Origin of the sequence: Lentibacillus daqui (assembly GCF_027186265.1) — a bacterium.
Classification (GTDB): domain Bacteria; phylum Bacillota; class Bacilli; order Bacillales; family Amphibacillaceae; genus Lentibacillus_C; species Lentibacillus_C daqui.
Map to the genome: position 1 here is coordinate 523,839 of NZ_CP114176.1, position 17,758 is coordinate 541,596.

18 protein-coding genes and 1 pseudogene are annotated in these 17,758 nt (G+C 40.9%); 11 read left to right on the top strand and 8 right to left on the bottom strand.

Annotated elements, in window-relative coordinates:
• Positions 1–98: 98 nt before the first annotated feature.
• Entirely contained in the window at positions 99–812 is a 714-nt protein-coding gene (locus O2S85_RS02775; RefSeq protein WP_269411235.1) for a TraR/DksA C4-type zinc finger protein, read from the top strand.
• 60 nt (positions 813–872) lie between these two features.
• Here the strand turns inward: O2S85_RS02775 and O2S85_RS02780 are convergent, their stop codons facing one another.
• Positions 873–1,679 (bottom strand): hypothetical protein, encoded by an 807-nt coding sequence (locus O2S85_RS02780; RefSeq protein ID WP_269411236.1) that lies wholly within the window; start codon positions 1,677–1,679, stop codon positions 873–875.
• Positions 1,680–1,839: 160 nt separating this feature from the next.
• A complete protein-coding gene (locus O2S85_RS02785; RefSeq protein ID WP_269411237.1) occupies positions 1,840–3,180 on the bottom strand; it encodes a S1C family serine protease in 1,341 nt (446 codons plus the stop codon).
• Between the two features lie 338 nt (positions 3,181–3,518).
• Between O2S85_RS02785 and O2S85_RS02790 the strand changes: the two genes are divergently transcribed.
• The 3 genes from O2S85_RS02790 to typA all read left to right on the top strand — a co-directional run bounded on the left by O2S85_RS02790 (position 3,519) and on the right by typA (position 7,513).
• Positions 3,519–4,205 carry a response regulator transcription factor gene (locus O2S85_RS02790; RefSeq protein ID WP_269411238.1) on the top strand — a complete coding sequence of 229 codons (687 nt, stop codon included), beginning with the start codon at positions 3,519–3,521 and terminating at the stop codon, positions 4,203–4,205.
• A gap of 2 nt (positions 4,206–4,207) precedes the next feature.
• Positions 4,208–5,548 carry a sensor histidine kinase gene (locus tag O2S85_RS02795; protein WP_269411239.1) on the top strand — a complete coding sequence of 447 codons (1,341 nt, stop codon included), beginning with the start codon at positions 4,208–4,210 and terminating at the stop codon, positions 5,546–5,548.
• Between the two features lie 135 nt (positions 5,549–5,683).
• Positions 5,684–7,513 carry a translational GTPase TypA gene (typA, locus tag O2S85_RS02800; RefSeq protein ID WP_269411240.1) on the top strand — a complete coding sequence of 610 codons (1,830 nt, stop codon included), beginning with the start codon at positions 5,684–5,686 and terminating at the stop codon, positions 7,511–7,513.
• Between the two features lie 62 nt (positions 7,514–7,575).
• Here the strand turns inward: typA and O2S85_RS02805 are convergent, their stop codons facing one another.
• The 4 genes from O2S85_RS02805 to O2S85_RS02820 form a co-directional block, all read right to left on the bottom strand.
• Complete coding sequence (locus tag O2S85_RS02805) at positions 7,576–7,788, bottom strand: hypothetical protein (RefSeq protein ID WP_269411241.1); 213 nt, start codon at positions 7,786–7,788, stop codon at positions 7,576–7,578.
• A gap of 20 nt (positions 7,789–7,808) precedes the next feature.
• Positions 7,809–8,762 carry an ABC transporter permease gene (locus O2S85_RS02810; protein ID WP_269411242.1) on the bottom strand — a complete coding sequence of 318 codons (954 nt, stop codon included), beginning with the start codon at positions 8,760–8,762 and terminating at the stop codon, positions 7,809–7,811.
• Positions 8,755–9,675 (bottom strand): ABC transporter ATP-binding protein, encoded by a 921-nt coding sequence (locus tag O2S85_RS02815; RefSeq protein ID WP_269412450.1) that lies wholly within the window; start codon positions 9,673–9,675, stop codon positions 8,755–8,757. Before O2S85_RS02815 ends, O2S85_RS02810 begins: the two co-directional genes overlap by 8 nt.
• A 157-nt stretch (positions 9,676–9,832) precedes the next feature.
• Entirely contained in the window at positions 9,833–9,991 is a 159-nt protein-coding gene (locus O2S85_RS02820) for a YfhE family protein (protein ID WP_269411243.1), read from the bottom strand.
• A 184-nt stretch (positions 9,992–10,175) separates the two neighbouring features.
• Here O2S85_RS02820 and O2S85_RS02825 point away from each other — a divergent pair, with 184 nt between their 5' ends.
• The 7 genes and pseudogenes from O2S85_RS02825 to O2S85_RS02855 all read left to right on the top strand — a co-directional run.
• Entirely contained in the window at positions 10,176–10,442 is a 267-nt protein-coding gene (locus O2S85_RS02825; RefSeq protein ID WP_367746270.1) for a hypothetical protein, read from the top strand.
• A 27-nt stretch (positions 10,443–10,469) separates the two neighbouring features.
• The gene (locus O2S85_RS02830; RefSeq protein ID WP_269411244.1) at positions 10,470–10,625 is read left to right on the top strand and encodes a hypothetical protein; all 156 of its coding nucleotides are present in this window, start codon (positions 10,470–10,472) and stop codon (positions 10,623–10,625) included.
• A gap of 229 nt (positions 10,626–10,854) precedes the next feature.
• A complete protein-coding gene (locus O2S85_RS02835; protein ID WP_269411245.1) occupies positions 10,855–12,033 on the top strand; it encodes an Rpn family recombination-promoting nuclease/putative transposase in 1,179 nt (392 codons plus the stop codon).
• Positions 12,034–12,363: 330 nt separating this feature from the next.
• Positions 12,364–12,909: a GNAT family N-acetyltransferase gene (locus O2S85_RS02840; RefSeq protein ID WP_269411246.1), complete on the top strand. Its 546-nt coding sequence runs from the start codon at positions 12,364–12,366 to the stop codon at positions 12,907–12,909.
• A 201-nt stretch (positions 12,910–13,110) separates the two neighbouring features.
• Positions 13,111–13,647, top strand: a complete 537-nt coding sequence (locus O2S85_RS02845) for a hypothetical protein (protein WP_269411247.1) — start codon at positions 13,111–13,113, stop codon at positions 13,645–13,647.
• Between the two features lie 115 nt (positions 13,648–13,762).
• Positions 13,763–14,281: a GNAT family N-acetyltransferase gene (locus O2S85_RS02850; RefSeq protein WP_269411248.1), complete on the top strand. Its 519-nt coding sequence runs from the start codon at positions 13,763–13,765 to the stop codon at positions 14,279–14,281.
• 251 nt (positions 14,282–14,532) lie between these two features.
• A pseudogene (locus tag O2S85_RS02855) lies at positions 14,533–14,655 on the top strand (helix-turn-helix transcriptional regulator); the annotation flags it as partial.
• 327 nt (positions 14,656–14,982) lie between these two features.
• Here the strand turns inward: O2S85_RS02855 and O2S85_RS02860 are convergent.
• Both O2S85_RS02860 and O2S85_RS02865 read right to left on the bottom strand, forming a co-directional pair.
• On the bottom strand, positions 14,983–16,002 hold the full coding sequence (locus O2S85_RS02860; protein ID WP_269411249.1) for a beta-ketoacyl-[acyl-carrier-protein] synthase family protein: 1,020 nt from the start codon (positions 16,000–16,002) through the stop codon (positions 14,983–14,985).
• On the bottom strand, positions 15,993–17,747 hold the full coding sequence (locus tag O2S85_RS02865; protein ID WP_269411250.1) for a class I adenylate-forming enzyme family protein: 1,755 nt from the start codon (positions 17,745–17,747) through the stop codon (positions 15,993–15,995). The genes O2S85_RS02860 and O2S85_RS02865 overlap by 10 nt, the downstream gene beginning before the upstream one ends.
• Positions 17,748–17,758: the final 11 nt, after the last annotated feature.

Here is a 17,758-nt window from a genome sequence, read left to right on the forward strand (position 1 = left end):
GTAAATAAAGAATCAACTTTGCGCTTTAACACATAGTATAATTAGCTATCCTTTTTTGAACATCCTCTGAAATGATTTTTTAAATGGAGGCTAACCCTATGCTAACTAAAAAGCAATTAAATACATGTAAAAACGCCCTTACCGAACGGCAAAATGAACTGATTAAGCAGGTGCAGGATCATTTCGGTCTGCAGTTTGAGTTTGCCCAGGAATCGATTGGGGAACTATCCAATTATGATAATCACCCGGCAGATCATGGGACCGGTTTGTTTGAACGCGGAAAAGACCTCGCATTAAATGAGCATGCGGAAAGGGAATTGGAAGAGATTAATGAAGCATTACATGCAATTGAACAGGGAACCTATGGCATTTGTAGTAAATGTGGCAGGGACATCCCTTTTGAACGGTTGGAGGCGGTTCCAACGACTGATGTTTGTATGAAGCATGCGTCGGACCATACATTTAACCGTGAACGGCCAATTGAAGAAGAAGTATACAGTTCGCATATCAACCCGAACAAACGTGGGGATGAAGTGGAAACAGAATATGACGCGGAAGACGCCTGGCAAGATGTGAACCGCTATGGAACATCTGATACTCCTTCTGACATTTATGACGATCAGGAGAATTACGATCAGGTTTATCCAAATAGTGACGAAAACCGGGGAAGTGCAGAGGACATTGAAAGCTTCCTATCCGCCGATATTTATGGTAAATACGATGGCGTTACTCCAAACCATAACCGGTATGAAAAGCGCTATAATGAAGCGGAAAACGATTACCAGGACGATGGTTACAACGAGAATGAATAAGAAAAACGCACAAGTTGATTGCTTGTGCGTTTTTCTTATAGGGGCCTGGGTGGGATTTCTTTAATAACTGCCAAACCCATCCAGCATACTGCTAAGCACAGAGTCAATGAGTGTTTCGGCAAAGGATTGTAAAAAGAAGCTGCAAACAAGTAAGGAAATAAAGTAAATGGCCATTAAAATATAAATCCGGTCAAATCCGTTTGCAGGCTGCTCCAATAAAATAAGTGTCGGGATAATCATTAATGCACCAATCATGCTTAGCAAAATGAATGCTCCGGATAAGGAAGACAGGCCGATGAAAGCAATAATAAATCCTGCCACATATAATAACAAATACGGGATTAGGTAGGCACCATATTTAGCCAGTGCATCGGCATAGGTAATCTGCTGTGCAACAATCTTACCACCTGCCAAAGTTAACGCAGCAACAACGAGGAATAATAAGATAAATTCAACAAATGGTAACACAAAGGTTGTAAAAAATGTAAAGTCAGGCTCACCAAAATAGCCGCTGGAGAAGGCATGGAATGTGAGGTGAACACCTAAGGCAAGGAGGAGAGCAAATATAACGATCGTCACAATACTGGAAACCAGATCATTGCTATTCGCATGTTTTGCTTCGCTCGGTTTTTTGAGTAAGGTAACAAAAAAATGCCCAAAATCGGCGCCTGCTGTTTTTAGCTTCTCAATTGTTTCGTTTTGTCTGACTTGTTCCGGTTGTTCATTATTTGCGGTCGATTGTTGCTGTTCGGTCGTATACATGGTTGGATCCTGTGTCGGGATTGATTCAGTGTCTGACAGTTGAGCCCCACAGTTTGTGCAAAATTTTCCCTGCTCTATTTCTTGTCCGCAATTTGGACAATGCATGTTATCACTTCCTTTGACATATTTACGAAAATTATCCGCATGATCTTTTTTTAAAAGCTGGGGTGCGCGTATATTATTAATTATATCGGTCTGCCACCCAAAAAAGAAGGGAAACCTCCTTTTTAAAATGGATAGGTTTCCCTTAATGGATGGAGATAGATTATTGTTCCTGTTCCAGGCGTTTGGACAATGTCAGTTCTACTGTGTTTGGTTTGCCATTTTGATATACTTCCAATTTAATGGTATCTCCAACGTTTGTCTCTGAGTACATATATTTTCGTAAATCCAAAATAGATTTAACTTCTTTATCGTTTATTTTGGTAATAACATCAAACTGATTTAAGCCGGCTTTATCAGCAGGTGATCCAGGTTCAATATTTGCAACAACCATCCCGTGGTCGACGTCTTTAGGAAGTTTGATATTTTGTTGATATTGCGGCGGAACCTCATCAAGTGCAGCAGTGCTAACCCCAATGAATGGACGTTCGATTTTGCCTTTTTTCTCCAGATCCTTCATAATTGGCATGGCGGAATCAATTGGAATCGCAAATCCTATCCCCTCGACCGATTGCTGGGCAATTTTCATCGAATTAATGCCGATCACTTCACCGTCACTGTTGACAAGTGCGCCACCACTGTTCCCCGGATTAATTGCCGCGTCAGTTTGGATAACCTCTGTTGACCAGTCAGGCTGGTTATCTCCGTTGGTATCAATTTTTATATTTCGTTCCAGTCCACTAATAATGCCTTTGGTCACGGAACCAGAGAATTCCATGCCTAACGGGTTACCAATCGCGATGACAGTGTCTCCCACTTCTAAATCACCGGACTTGCCGATTTTTGCGACCGTATCAATCTTGCTGCCATCAACCTGTAAAACTGCCAGATCGGTGAGCGTATCGGTTCCTAATACTTTTGCTTTTAGTTTATGATCGTCATCCAGTGAAACATCGACTTCAGACGCACCATTTACCACATGGTTGTTTGTAACAATGTAGGCTTTGCCGTTTTCTTTCTTGTAAATAATGCCAGATCCTGAACCAGCTTCCTGACTTGGCTCCCAATCACTTATTTGCTTCTTGTTAATCACACCAACAACTGTCTTGGAAGCCTCACTAATATCGGAGGCAACATCCGCATCATCAGAAGCAACGGTATTGGAAATGGCTGGTGTTGTTTCTTGATCTTCCGCTTGACTGGATCCGCTGTTGCTGTTGGCCTCTTGGTTTGTACCAGTAGGAATGACGTTTGTCAGAAATAAAGCTGCGACAATCACCGCCGAAATGATTCCGCCGACAAGCCCGCTTAATAGTGGGTGGGATGATTTGGGTTTCGGCTCTTTTGGCGGTGTTTGTTTTGGTCTTCTCGTAATTCCCGGGCCTTTTTCTGATTGGTTATCATAAAATTGATCATGACTTTGCTTTGACTGGCTGTCAGTATTTTGATTATCCGTTGGTTGTTGCTGATTTTGCTGTTCATTGTGCTCATCACGATAATCCATATTTATCACCCTCTAATATCTAAGTAATAATTTCTATATTATCATTATAATTGCCTGCCTTGGAAGAAATTAAGTATAAATGTAGAAAAAGTGTGTAATAGTGCTCCACATTGTCCAGGCCCGAAGCAATCAGGAACTTACGAACTGCTTATCCCGCATTCATGTATCATTTGCACATACATGGGGAAGGAAAAATACAGCCTGTTAATAAGTGATCTGCTTTTTGCTTTTCATTGTTCATATTCCCCATTTTGTGTAAAAATAAAAGTGTAAATGTAGAAAGTGGGTAAAGCGGGACGCGGTGCCTGTCCCCCCGTCCCACAAAGGAGGTATATGAATTGGGTTATCATATTGGTGTGGTGGAGGATGATTCGAATATTCAAAATATCGTTTCTGCCTATTTGAAAAAGGAAGGGTTTATGGTGACGATTCATGATACGGCGGAGAAGGCATTGGAATTATGGGAAACACAACCACCGGATATGTGGATTTTAGATATTATGCTCCCGGGAATGGACGGGTATGATTTTTGCAAACGAATTCGGCAAGAGAGTGAGGTGCCAATTATTATTATTTCGGCTAAAGATGAAGAAGTGGATAAAATATTGGGGCTTGAACTTGGCAGTGATGATTATTTAACGAAGCCATTTAGCCCCCGGGAATTAGTGGCTCGTGTGAAGCGGCTGTTGAAACGCTCCAACTTGGTTATGGACGCAAATGACCCTGTTCAGGACAAGGTAACAGTGGATAATCTGGTTATTTATAAAGGGGATCGTCTGGTGTTCTGGAATGGGCTCGAGCAGGAAGTAACAACCAAGGAGTTCGATATGCTGTTACTATTTGCAGAAAATGTGAACCGGGCCTTTTCCCGGGAGGAATTATTGATTCAAGTCTGGGGCAGCGATTATTTTGGCAGTGATCGTGCGGTAGATGACCTGGTGAAACGAATTCGCAAAAAATTGAAGGATATCCAATTGGAAACTGTTTGGGGCTACGGATATCGCCTTCGTTCTGAAGAGGAATAGCAATGAAACTGCAAAATCAATTAAACGTTGCGTTTACGACATTACTACTGGTCATTTTGGCTGTTACGGGATTTGTTATTTATTCCTTGATCCTCGATTTGCTTGTACAAGATGAACAGCGGCAATTGAAACAAAAAGGGGAGATTCTTGTCAGTATTTTAAATGATGAGGACAGTTCCCAGCAAAACATTGAACAGTTCAGTGATTTTTTGGAGGATAAGGATTTACAATTATTTTTGTATGATCGTGCACATAATCAGGTGCTGGACTCGACCATGTCACAACAGGTTGCCGCCGGATTTTTCCGGAACAATAATTTTGCCGACGAATCGAAGCAATTATGGGAATATAGCAATGATAAATACGTTACCTCAAGAATTCTGTTTTATCCAAAAAGCACCGGTCTGGAACTGATCCTGTTAACCCCGCTCAAGGATTTGCAGGCTGTCCAGCATAATTATATTCAACGGCTGCTGGTCGTGTTCCTGATTGGGGCGGTGGCTGCGATTATATTGAGTTATTTTTTGACCAACAAACTGGTTACCCCATTAACGAAATTAAAATGGCAGTTAAAGAAAATTGAAAAGCGGCAATTTGACCAGATTGAACGCATTCAGGCGACGGGGGAAATTAAGGAGGTTGAACAAAGTGTGTACGAAATGGCTGGTGAATTGCAGCGCTATATGAAAACACAGCAAGCCTTCTTCCAAAATGCCAGTCACGAGTTGAAAACGCCATTAATGACCATTCAAGGCTATGCAGAGGGAATCCACGATCGTATATTTAATGAGCAAGATGAAAAAAAAGGCCTGGAAATCATGGTCAAAGAGGTCAAACGACTAAAAAAGATTATTAATGAGATGATATTACTAGCCAAGTTGGACAGTGAACAAACAAGCTACCAGCCGGAAAAGATAGCTGTTCGCGAATTGATCGATCAGGTTCTGGAACGGGCATTGCCATTGGTGAATGAACAGGGAGTTACGATTGAAGATCATGTAGAACCGGAGACGATGATTGTTGCCGATCAGGAGATGTTACTTCGGGCGTTGTTAAATATCACCTTTAATGGAATCCGTCATGCCAACTCCAGGGTAGAGATTCATGTTACCAAACAGGCAAACAATACCTTCATAACCGTTGAGGATGACGGGGAAGGGATAGCGGAGGAATTAATTCCGCATATTTTTCACCGGTTTGTGAAAGGGAAAAATGGCGAAACCGGACTGGGACTCGCAATTGCCAGGGCGATTGTCGAACAATCCAATGGCAAAATTACGGTTGGTACATCCAGTTTGGGCGGGGCAAAATTTACGTTACAATTTGTCGTTGCAAAAAAGTAGTTTTTTTCGACAGCATTTTGTGCTATAATAGTATGGTTTGAGTCAACCTTATTACAGATGGACGTTAGGGAACGAAACCATTTATTTGGCACTCATTCCGCTAACATAATCGTAATAAAAGAGGAGCGTACTTTTATGCAATTAAGAGAAGATATACGAAATATCGCGATAATTGCCCACGTTGACCACGGCAAAACAACACTTGTTGATCAACTGTTGAAATACTCGGGTACTTTTCGTGAAAATGAACATGTAGATGAACGTGCAATGGATTCAAATGACCTCGAACGTGAACGCGGGATTACGATTCTGGCAAAGAATACCGCGATTAATTATAAAGATACAGTCATTAATATTTTAGATACACCAGGTCACGCAGACTTTGGCGGAGAAGTAGAACGAATTATGAAAATGGTCGATGGAGTTCTGTTAGTGGTTGATGCGTATGAAGGTTGCATGCCGCAGACCCGGTTTGTTTTGAAAAAGGCATTGGAACAAAAATTGACCCCTGTCGTTATTTTAAATAAAATTGACCGTCCAAACGCTCGCCCAAATGAAGTAATCGATGAAGTATTAGACTTGTTCATCGAACTTGGTGCCGATGAAGATCAGTTGGAATTTCCGGTTGTTTATGCCTCCGCGTTAAATGGAACGTCTGGTGAGGAACCGGATGATCAGCAGGAAACCATGGATCCGGTTTTCAAAACGATTTTGGAACAGATTCCGGCTCCGGTTGATAACGTTGATGAACCATTACAATTCCAGGTAACGTTGCTGGATTACAATGATTATGTAGGAAGAATTGGGATCGGCCGGGTATTCCGTGGAAAAATTAAAGTCGGCCAGCATGTGGTTGTCTTGAAAAAAGATGGAACCCAAAAATCATTCCGCGTGAGCAAACTGTTTGGTTTTATCGGACTAAAGCGGATCGAAATCCAGGAAGCAAAAGCTGGTGATATTGTGGCCATTGCAGGTATGGAAGATCTGAATATCGGCGAAACGATTTGCCCTGAGGATCATCCGGAAGCCTTGCCGATGCTCAGAATTGATGAACCAACATTGCAAATGACTTTTCTGGTAAACAATAGCCCATTTGCCGGTAAGGAAGGAAAATATATAACTTCCAGACGAATTGAAGAACGGTTAATGAAACAGTTGGAAACCGATGTAAGTTTACGTGTCGAACCAACCGAATCACCGGATGCATGGATCGTATCTGGCCGTGGTGAATTGCACTTATCGATTTTAATTGAAAACATGCGGCGTGAAGGATTTGAACTGCAACTTTCCAAGCCTAAAGTTATTATTAAGGAAATCGATGGTGTATCATGTGAGCCGGTCGAACGGGTGCAAGTCGACATCCCTGAAGAATATACAGGTGGGGTGATGGAATCCCTCGGCGCACGTAAAGGCGAAATGCTGGATATGGTCAACCATGGAAATGGCCAGGTTCGGATTGATTTTAAAGTTCCATCACGTGGCTTACTTGGCTATACGACCGAATTTATGAGTCAGACCCACGGATATGGTATTTTAAACCATACCTTTGATTCGTATGAGCCGGTTTACAAAGGCTATGTCGGCGGCCGTCGTGAAGGGGTGCTTGTCGCATTGGAAAATGGCAAAGCAACCACTTATGGTATTATGCAGTTGGAAGACCGCGGTGTCATTTTCGTTGAGCCAGGAACAGATATTTATGCCGGGATGATCGTTGGCGAACATAATCGCGAAAATGATCTGACAGTTAATATCACGAAAGAAAAGCATCTGACCAACGTCCGCTCTGCAACAAAAGACCAGACGGCAACCATCCGCAAAACAAGAAGCATGTCATTGGAGGAAGCAATCGAGTACTTGAATGATGATGAATATTGTGAAGTAACCCCTGAGTACGTTCGCCTGCGCAAGAAAATCCTGAACAAAAACGAACGGGAAAAAGCAGCAAGACGAGCTAAATTAGGATAATTCTCGAACTGGAAGAATGTTTTAAATGGCATTCTTCCGGTTTTTTATATGTATGGCATAAATCAATTTGATCCCGGTTGATACACAAGCCCGTGTGGTCGATATCTTCTTGAATCCGGTTGATATCCGCGTCTGGTTGGTCGATATATGCCCGAATCCGGTTGATACCCGCGCCCAACCGGTTGATGTAATCTCAAACCTGGTTGATATTCATACGCCACGCCCAATGTCGCCGAACTATAAATAAAAATAAAAGCTGTTTGCCAGCGAAGCAAACAGCTTTTTCAATTTTAATTTATTGTCCAGCTACGTCCCGTTTCGTAAAGAACAGCCAAGAGACAATAAGAAAGATAACATAATACACAATCAATACGATAATCGAAAATTCCAATGTCATTCCATTAATGAGGGGTTCCCGCCCATGTGCGTATTGGCTAAGGTCGGTATTGGCAAACAAAATATATTTAGCAAAGGCTTTGTCCTGAAAAAACGCAACGATTGACGTACCGGTAAACATGAGAAAGATCGCTAATCCAATCGCCAATGAACTTTGCCGGAAGATGGCAGAGATCATAAATGCGAATGTAGCCATCATCACAAGGTTTACCAGTTGATAGCCATACCCCGAAATAATTGCTTTGAGCACAGAAACTTCGGTGATACCACCCATGCCAAATTCAACAATATGTGTATGGATTCCGTTTACACCAAAGAAAATCGCTCCAACAATCCAGGAAAAGATCAACACAGCTAACAGTGTAAAGAGTGCAAATAACAAGGTGGAGACGTATTTGGAAACCAAAATTTTTGTCCGGGATATCGGACGAATCAGCAGCAACTTGATTGTTCCCCATTTAAATTCGTTCGCAATGATTCCGGCAGCAATGATGATGGTAAATAAGGTAACCAACGATAAGAAATCTTTATTTTCAAGGACAAACTGCCATGCATCATATTTGGCCGGCTTGAGATCGTGTTCCAGATAGTAATTGTTTTTAGCAATATCCTCATTGTAAAGTCCCTGCAAATCTTTATCTTCCTGCATTTCCTTGGTCATTTCATCATTACTTTGTTGTAATTCTTCCCGCCAGTCATTTCCCTGATATTCCTCGTTCAGGTCACCAAATGAATGGTTGATAAAAGCCAGACCAATAATTATTGCGGCCAGTAAAATGTACATCACCCAAGTTGACTTGCGAATATATATTTTAATCTGCTCATTATAGAGTAATTTGATAAAGTTACCCAATCGTATTCTCCCCAATCAAATCGAAAAATTTATCTTCTAGCGATGTTTTGGCTGCACTAACTTGATAAATAGCAATATCCTGTTTCGCCAGTGTTTGAATGATTTTTGGTATATCTTCTTTTTCACTTTGAAATTGCAGGATACCGTCCTTGATAATTGCTTCTATCTGGTGTTCCGCTTGTAATATTTTTTTGGCCTGTTCCTGTGGCGTTACTTCCATTTGCACTTGAATTGCTGTTTGTGTGTCAGCTGTTTCGTTCACTTGTTGGGTGGCAATTAATTCGCCATTTTTAATAATTCCAATCCGGTCACACATGAGTTCAATCTCTGACAATAAGTGACTGGAAATGATCACAGCCACATGATCTTTTTCAGCCAAACTTCTGATGTATGTACGAATTTCCCGAATACCAGCAGGATCCAGCCCGTTCGTTGGCTCATCCAGTATTAAGACAGACGGTTTATGTAACAAGGCTTGGGCAATTCCTAGGCGCTGGCGCATTCCAAGTGAATATTTGCCAACTTTATGTTTGATCACTTTTTCCAACCCAACAAGAGAAATCACTTCCTGGATACGTTCTTTGGTCACGCTAGGAGTCATTCGTGCAAAGTGATTCAGGTTTTGGAGCCCGGTCATAAACGGGTACATTTCCGGATTTTCTACAATCGCACCAATTTCTCGGGCTGCTTGTTTATAGTCGGTTTTAATGCTTTTGCCAAGGATGCGAATATCGCCACTTGTCATATGCATTAAGCCAACCATCATTCGGATCGTGGTTGTTTTTCCGGCACCATTTGGCCCAATAAATCCAAACACTTCCCCGGGATTAATTGTAAAGGATAACCCTTTGATAATATTTTTGTTGCCGATGTTTTTATTCACATCGATGAGCTGCATTGCCGGTTCTACCATAACTGCTACCTCCATTTTCTTTGCTTTGTATTACGATGATATTTGGCAAAAGGTTTCAATCATTTAATAGTAGCTTAAATAAAGAAAAAACACATGGCCATTCATGTGTTTCCATAATTGATATGCATTTGAAAGTGAATAGGGGTGAATCATATGTTTATTGTTTTAAATGTGGGTTTTCGTGTTTTGCCACATTGACTCGGGGTCTCCGAAAGCCGCCAGCAATATCTGCCTGTTTAAATTCCTTGGAATAATGAACTTCCTGTGCATCAGAAAGCTGTTTGTTTTTGGTTGGCTGATATTGTATATTTTTCATAAATAACTACCCTTTCTATGAAATGTTCTTTCTATCATGTGTCTTCCCGGTTTGGATGAATTAAAACATCTAAGTTAAGTAAGCAATGTTGGTTGTTGTTGTGCATAAGGCAGTAAACAGTAGTAGTATAGAGTTAAGTAAATGAAGTAATGGCTGCGGAATTTTATCTGGAAGGGGGCAAATGATGATGTGGGCAGATATCTTGTCCGTGATAACCGTTATAGTGCTAATTGTTTCCCTGTTTTTTGCTGTGCGTAAACGTAATAGGGCTGGAATTACTGGAGTAAAAAGTGCTTTATCGGCAATTTTCCTTTACCTTTTGGCGGTAACCAATCTGCTGGCTTATTGGTTTAACTTTGTCGGGATTGTGAGCTGGGGGATATCAATTGTTTTGTTAATATTGGCTGCTTACTTTACCAAGTATATTCCAAAGTCAAAGGTAAACGGTTAAATACAAATACAGCGGGGAGGTGATTCAATGAATGAATTCGTTGTTGGCTGGGGAACGTTGTCATTAATCAATGCGGGATTGGCTCAAGGAAAGAATAGAAGTGGATTGAATTGGTTTCTCTTGTCCCTATTTCTTGGGCCAATTGCGACACTTATATTGGTAATAGTTGAAAAGCGGGCATGATTTTGGTGCGGATAAAAGCAAGGAAGTAATGCGTGAATAAGGATAGAGCGGTTTAATTTGGTTTGGATATCATATATATTATTTGCGTGAATTGTGGTTGCAAAATGGTAAACGATGCAAAAAAGCTTAAAAACCTTTTGGGAACACTTGTTTTGCAACGGGTTTCTGATATACTATTAATAGACAATACACCTTGGCTCAGACCTCAAAAAGTGAAAGGTGTGATGATATGCCACAAACAAACTATTTTCACGTGAAAACAATTGATTCAACTGCATTTATCAACGTTCAGGAAAACCCCATTGATTACAACAAACCAACGAGAGATAATAAGCAAACAAAGCTGCTCAAGCGAATTCCTTTAGAGCGGTTGATGGATTTAAAAATTGATTTTGCTTTCAAACAACTATTCGGGAATGAAAAAAATAAACAAATTACAATTGTGTTTCTCAATGCTATCTTGCAAAAAACTGGCAGAGGCATAATCAAGGATGTCGTCTTCGCCAATGTAGAGCAAAACAGGGAATATGATGAGGATAAAGAATCGAGATTGGATTTGCTCGTTGTTACAGATGCCGGTGAAACAATTAATGTGGAAGTTCAGTTTTCAGACAAACATGATATGGCTAAACGGTCTATATTTTACTGGTCAAGATTGTATAAAAATCTTTTGGGAAAAAGCATGGACTATAAACAACTGCGACCGGTAATTTCCATCAATATCTTGAACTACGATTATTTCAGCCAAACAGAACGCTTCCATACAAGCTATCACTTATCAGAAGATGTGGATCGATATTGGCTTTCGGATGTGGTGGAATTTCATTTCATCGAGATGACCAAACTAATAAAATATTGGAAACAAGGAAAACTGAATCCATGGGAAGATGTACTTGCCAGATGGCTACTGATGCTGGGAATGGTGGATCACAGACATGGGGAAGTATATGACGATATTTATAAAGAATTGGAGGAAATAGCCATGAACGATGAGTCATTACGTGATGCTTTTGAAAATTGGGAAGAACTGAGCATGACAAGAGAACAAGTTTTACAGTATGAATCGCGATTGAAAGTTCTTCTAGATAAAGAAGCTGAACGCCGTCAAGAGGAAGAGCGGAAACAAGAGATAAAGCGGATGGAAAAAGACCTTTACGAAAAGGAAAAACACGTGGGTGAAAAAGAAAAACACGTGGATGAAAAGGAAAAATACGTGGACGAAAAAGAAAAATATTTGGAAGAAAAAGAAAAACATTTGGCGCAAACAATTGATGAAGCGGAATATAATGCTAAAAAAGCTGTTGCCATAAGACTTTTAAAACAGAATATCGCAATAGATGTGGTTGTTAAATCCACAGGTTTGGATGAAGAGGCAGTTGCTCAAATCCTTCAGGAAATGGATACCTAAAATACCTCTAAAGGTTATGTTCCAGCAAAGTGCATGTGTCTGTGTATCATTATACTGATACAAAAGGGAGGTCGTTGTATGCCTATCTGTCAAAACTGTAGTAAGGAATGGACTTGGAAGCAAACAATTAAAACATTGTTTAAATTGAAATGCCTGCATTGTGGTGAAAAGCAATATGAATCTGCCGCAAGAAATTCGGTAGGAAGAGCAACAAAGATTAATTGTAAATGAGTTCCTTGGGGAATATGAGAACCTGTCAGAGTAGAGAAGGACTTTTATATAACTAATCTTGATTAAAATGAAACATTGCCGCAAACGGGTGAGTTAAAGATGAATCATTATGTTCAGAAAATATTTAAAGGAGTGAAAACTGATAATTTACTACTTAGAATGCCAAAGCAAGAGGATCTATCTTACATACTGTCGATAGAAGGAGATCCAGCTACAAATCAATATCGTCCAGCAGGGCCAATGAAGGATCTTGATGAGGCCCAAGAATCATTGAATCGTTGGAGAAATAATTGGTTGAATTATGGATATGGCTATTGGGTAGTTGTTCTCCCGACTACGTCAGATGTAATTGGAGGGATCGGTAAAGATCGCTGGAAAGGGATGGACGTGTTGAACCTTTATTATAGGTTTTCACCAAAGGCATGGGGACACGGCTATGCGACGGAATTAGCCAGGGTTGCTGTTAAAATGGCTAAAGATTATATACCTAATTTGTCTGTTATAGCCCGAATTCGTCCTTCTAATAAACCATCAATACGAGTGGCAGAAAGAATCGGCCTTCAACACTATCATAAACTTGATTCTAATGAACATATGGCTTTTATTTCTGACAAAAGCAAGGTAAGTGCGAAGACGTCAATTTAACGATGCTAATATGGAATAGGCATAAGCGCCAATGCTGAACAAAAGGGCCGGATAGTAGAACAAAAGAATTGTAAACATTTGGTGGTTATATTTTATATATCTAATACGCAAAGGTAGAATAAATATAATGAATGGAAGCCATTAGTAATCTCAATAGCAGCTGTTTCTGGTGAAGGAAAAACTAATGGGAGAGGGTTGACTATGGAGCCAGAATATATAAGGGATTATGCGATGTATTCGGCGATTTTCGGTATGTTTAGTTTTGTTTGGTTCGGGTGGGCTCAGGAGAATCCTAGAAAAAGGTGGCACAAGTATATTGGGATTGCGTCCGGGTTTGCGTTGTTAGTATGCTTGATTGGCGTGTACTTAAGCGTGACGCACGGGGATTCGGCAACTACTTTGTCAGAAAAGGACACGTTTACTAACTACTTAATTGTTTTCTACACTGAATTTTTTTTAGCGGGACTCGGAGCTTTCTTGTTGATCCGAAGTAAAAAAAAGGATTATGTTGCTCCGTGGATTGCTTTTATCGTAGGTGTTCATTTTTTCTGGCTAGTAAACATCTTTAAAGACCTTAGTTTGTATATGTTAGCGGTTCTTATGATAGCAATTGCTGTAATATCACCATGGCTATCCAAAAAATTGGGAGTTGCCAACAGTGCAATCACCGGCATAGGTTCTGGCACAGCTTTATTTTGTTTTGCCATATTGGGATTGATCCGCTACCTATTGGCTTAAAAAATTATTGCTAAAAAAACATCAATTAATCGCTCGGCAAACAGATGTCGTTTTCATGGGTTTGTAGATCTTCAAACATTGAGCGCGATTGCAGGGAAATGAGGTGACTGATTCAATGAAGATAAGAAAGGCTGTTTTGGCTGATGCAAAAGGAATAGCAAAAGTACACGTTGACAGTTGGAAAACGACATATGCAAATATTATCCCAGAGAGGTATTTGAATAATGTGACCTATGAGAAGAGAGAACAGTTATGGATAAACAACATTCCAAACGGTGGCGTTTACGTGGCAGAAACCAAAGAGAAAGATATTGTAGGGTTTTCATCTGGTGGTGAGAAGAGGACAGATAAATATCCGGGTTACACAGGTGAATTATATGCCATATATATTTTGAAAGAGCATCAAAGAGACGGAGTGGGGAAATTACTTGTAAGACCAATAATTGAGGAACTAAAACAAAAAAACATGTCTACGATGATAGTAAAAGTGCTTGAAGATAACAGTTCCCTTCTTTTTTATGAAGCACTTGGAGGTAAAAAAATAGATACCGTTGAAGAACAGTTTTCCGGAAAAACGCTTAATAAACGTGTATACGGATGGGACGATATAGCCATTCTTGAAGGGCTTGTATAGATGCTTTGAAATTAACGGATTTTTTAATACTATCCTGAATTTAAGTCTTCCTGAAATGGGCGCAGTAATTAACGACTGGCTGCCATAATTGGACCGTATTGTTAAACAACACTTAAATATCTAAAGTTTAGAAGAGATTATGAAATTTTGTACTTAAAGTAACTGGCAGATTAATTTAACAAGGATTAATGTCTAGAAAGTCTAGAAAAACTAGTGGCGGGGCTTTCAAACCTACTTTTCTCCGTTTAAATATGATTGGAGTATCCCGACAAACTATAAGTTTCATTGCAACAGGACATTTTAATCCTTCAGCAAAATTGGCGTTAATATTATGTATTGCCCTAGATAAAAAATTTGAGACCTGTTTTATTTTTAATTGGGGTTACCGCAATCGGGAGCTTATCAACAACAAAGGTATTCCCTATTTTGCAGAAAGAACCGATTTAATGGAATCGTTCTGTTACCTATCAACTTGCTTTTTTCCAGCATAGAGAACAGAAACGGAATAAGAAATACGACACGGGAGCTGTCTGAAACCACTGAAAAGGTGCGACTATTTAACTGTTAATTTTGCTTAACTCAAGGTTGGCCTTGTGCATGTGAGTATTGATCACGCTGGGTCTGAAACTGGTTGAGTGAGCTTGAAAGTTTATTATCTTGTGCACAAATTTGATCATGTGACCGATAATTCCATCACTTTTTTAGAGGCAGAGAACCTTTTCATTAAAGACGTTTTCCAAGGCGATGGTCTCCGCCTTGTCGCCAACAGGTGTCGCGGTGGCATGGGCGTTGATATAATCGATATCGCCTGGCTTTAGTCCAGAGGTTTCCAATGCCCGTTTGATTGCAATCGCTGCCCCTTCTCCATAAGGATGTGGTGCAGTTTCATGGTAGGCGTCATTGGAGGCGCCATAACCGGCAAGCTCGGCATAGATTTTTGCCCCACGTTTGGCTGCGTGTTCTTCAGTTTCTAAAATAAGAAAAGCTGCTCCTTCACCTACAACCATTCCTTTTCGGTTGGCATCAAATGGTCGGCTCCATTCCCGCATATCATCTGGTCCATCGGTTGCGATTGCGCCCGCTGAACGCAAACCGGCAAGGACAACCGGAGAAAATAGATATTCCGCTCCACCAGCTAAAACCAGATCCACTTCACCGCGTTTGAGCCAATACATCGATTCACCGATCGCATTGGCCGATGCCGCACAAGCAGTTGTGTAGGTCATGACCGGTCCGCGAATATGATATTCCATGGCAAGTGCTGCCGCTGCTGCGTTTGGAATGGATTTCGACAACAGCCTGGGCCCCATCCGCTTGTCAGGGTACATAGCCAGTGAACTCGCACTCTCGGTAAGTGACTCCACACCACCATATGCGGTTCCCACCGATATTCCCATTCGCTGTTGCGGAAGATCCACTGACCAAGATGCTTCTGTTTCTGATGATAATCCGGCATCTTTAACCGCCTCAGCTGCTGCAATAAGGCCAAGCTGGGTAAACCTGTCCGTATTTTTGATTTGTTTTTTGGAAAGGTAGTCGTGCATATTGATTTCCGGTAGTTGTGCAGATACTGGAATCCATTTCTGCCAGTCGGCTTGTTTCGTTTCCTTAACGGCAGATTTCCCTTTCATTATTGAATCCCAAAAAAAGGGAACGCCAACACCAAACGGGGTGATGGCGCCGATTCCAGTAACAACAACTTTTGGTGTCGTTACTGCCATTCATTTGCCTCCTTTGTTTCAGTTGCATTTTTTCCTAAATACTTTTTAGCGGCTTCAACAAGGCGAAACTTCTGTATTTTTCCGTTTCCGGTATATGGCCAATCCGCTTCTTCAATAAACCAGACGTAGCGGGGGACTTTAAATTTAGCTAGTTGCTCACGGCATAGGTTTACAATATCACGTCTTTTTAGCTTTTTGCCAGCCTTTAACTCTACGAAAGCGGCACCAATTTCACCGGTGATGGCATCGGGTACCCCAACAACATACACTTGTTTGACGGCATCATGGTTAGAGATAACTTCTTCCACTTCTTTTGGCGCAACATTTTCACCGGAAACTTTATATAAATCCTTACTCTTTCCAAGGAATTCAATATAACCATGTTCATCAATCCGTCCCAAATCGCCAGTATAAAACCATCCGTCCTTATCAATAGCAGCGGCCGTTTCTTCTGGTTTATTGTAATAGCCGTTGGTTACAATGTTTCCACGGACGACAAGTTCACCAGGAGTGTTTGGATCAATATCCTCTTTTGTGAATGGATCGACTACTTTATATTGCGTGTTTGCTCCGCCAAATTCAGCCAAACCACTGCTTCCACCCGGCTTCATCCGTCCTACCCTGGTGGAAACAATCGCAACTGAATCGCCCACTTCCGTATGAACAGTTGCTGCAGTTGCTTCTGTTCCACCATAAGCCGTACAGATCTCAGTCAGACCAAGTTCCTGTATTGCCTGCTTCCAGACCGGAATTGGTGCCGGGGCAGCTGCACAAAGTAAGCTGAATAATGATGTCAGGTCATATTTCTTTAAATCCGGGTAATGCAGAATAGAAAGTAACATGGAAGGGACACCAAGGAAATCAGTTGCCCGTGTTTTTTCCATTAGTGTCAACATGGATTTTGGTGTCGATTCCGTTGTTAATACAAGTGCACCACCTACATATGTAGCAGAAAGAATTCCTTCAATATAGGCAAATACATGATACATTGGCAGGGTCGTAAAGATACGTCGTCCATCTTCAAACGCCCGGCTGAGTGCGGAACTGAATCCGCAACGTAAAACCATATCATGGGTAAGCATCACACCTTTAGGCAGCCCAGTTGTTCCAGAGGTATAAATGATATCGACAATTTCATCCGGATATTCACTATGATCGATTCGTTCCTGTAAAACATCCATTGCAACCGATGATGATTTGGCAAGAAAATCATCCCATACGATAAATCTTTCACTACCACCTGATGACGGTTGATTAGGAATGCAAATTGCCTGTTGCATGACATGTTTGCCGTGAATATCCTGAAGCTTGTTCTGATCGATTAAGCGATCAATAATTTCCGCGTAATTTGTCTTTTTAATGGTTTGATGAAAGAATAACCAATTAGTGTCGGATTGCCTAAGTGTGTATTCCAATTCATCTTCACGCAGCATCGTGTTGATTGGTACACATACTGCACCAACCAAGGATACAGCAATTTTTAAGGATATAAATTCGGGTCTGTTTTCCATTAATAGGGCAACATGATCGCGTCGTTTAACACCAAGTGCCATTAATGCTCTGGCAACTTGTATACTTTCATTCCACACGTCCATGTATGTATATTCCCTATCAGCGGTTAATAGTAATGGGCGATCAGGATATTTTTGTGCCCGCTCAGCAAAATGGGCTCCCAATGTTTTTCGCTTCCAGACCGGGAATTGACTTTCAATGTCATGCCGACGTTCGGTTACACTTTTTACCATAGAGCACACTC

Excerpts from the sequence above, each read along its gene's own strand:
- O2S85_RS02775 (WP_269411235.1), top strand. The coding sequence starts at position 99 with ATGCTAACTAAAAAGCAATTAAATACATGTAAAAACGCCCTTACCGAA.
- O2S85_RS02780 (WP_269411236.1), bottom strand. The coding sequence starts at position 1,679 with ATGCATTGTCCAAATTGCGGACAAGAAATAGAGCAGGGAAAATTTTGC.
- O2S85_RS02785 (WP_269411237.1), bottom strand. The coding sequence starts at position 3,180 with ATGGATTATCGTGATGAGCACAATGAACAGCAAAATCAGCAACAACCA.
- O2S85_RS02795 (WP_269411239.1), top strand. The coding sequence starts at position 4,208 with ATGAAACTGCAAAATCAATTAAACGTTGCGTTTACGACATTACTACTG.
- typA (WP_269411240.1), top strand. The coding sequence starts at position 5,684 with ATGCAATTAAGAGAAGATATACGAAATATCGCGATAATTGCCCACGTT.
- O2S85_RS02815 (WP_269412450.1), bottom strand. The coding sequence starts at position 9,675 with ATGGTAGAACCGGCAATGCAGCTCATCGATGTGAATAAAAACATCGGC.
- O2S85_RS02820 (WP_269411243.1), bottom strand. The coding sequence starts at position 9,991 with ATGAAAAATATACAATATCAGCCAACCAAAAACAAACAGCTTTCTGAT.
- O2S85_RS02825 (WP_367746270.1), top strand. The coding sequence starts at position 10,176 with ATGATGTGGGCAGATATCTTGTCCGTGATAACCGTTATAGTGCTAATT.
- O2S85_RS02830 (WP_269411244.1), top strand. The coding sequence starts at position 10,470 with ATGAATGAATTCGTTGTTGGCTGGGGAACGTTGTCATTAATCAATGCG.
- O2S85_RS02835 (WP_269411245.1), top strand. The coding sequence starts at position 10,855 with ATGCCACAAACAAACTATTTTCACGTGAAAACAATTGATTCAACTGCA.
- O2S85_RS02840 (WP_269411246.1), top strand. The coding sequence starts at position 12,364 with ATGAATCATTATGTTCAGAAAATATTTAAAGGAGTGAAAACTGATAAT.
- O2S85_RS02845 (WP_269411247.1), top strand. The coding sequence starts at position 13,111 with ATGGAGCCAGAATATATAAGGGATTATGCGATGTATTCGGCGATTTTC.
- O2S85_RS02850 (WP_269411248.1), top strand. The coding sequence starts at position 13,763 with ATGAAGATAAGAAAGGCTGTTTTGGCTGATGCAAAAGGAATAGCAAAA.
- O2S85_RS02860 (WP_269411249.1), bottom strand. The coding sequence starts at position 16,002 with ATGGCAGTAACGACACCAAAAGTTGTTGTTACTGGAATCGGCGCCATC.
- O2S85_RS02865 (WP_269411250.1), bottom strand. The coding sequence starts at position 17,747 with ATGGTAAAAAGTGTAACCGAACGTCGGCATGACATTGAAAGTCAATTC.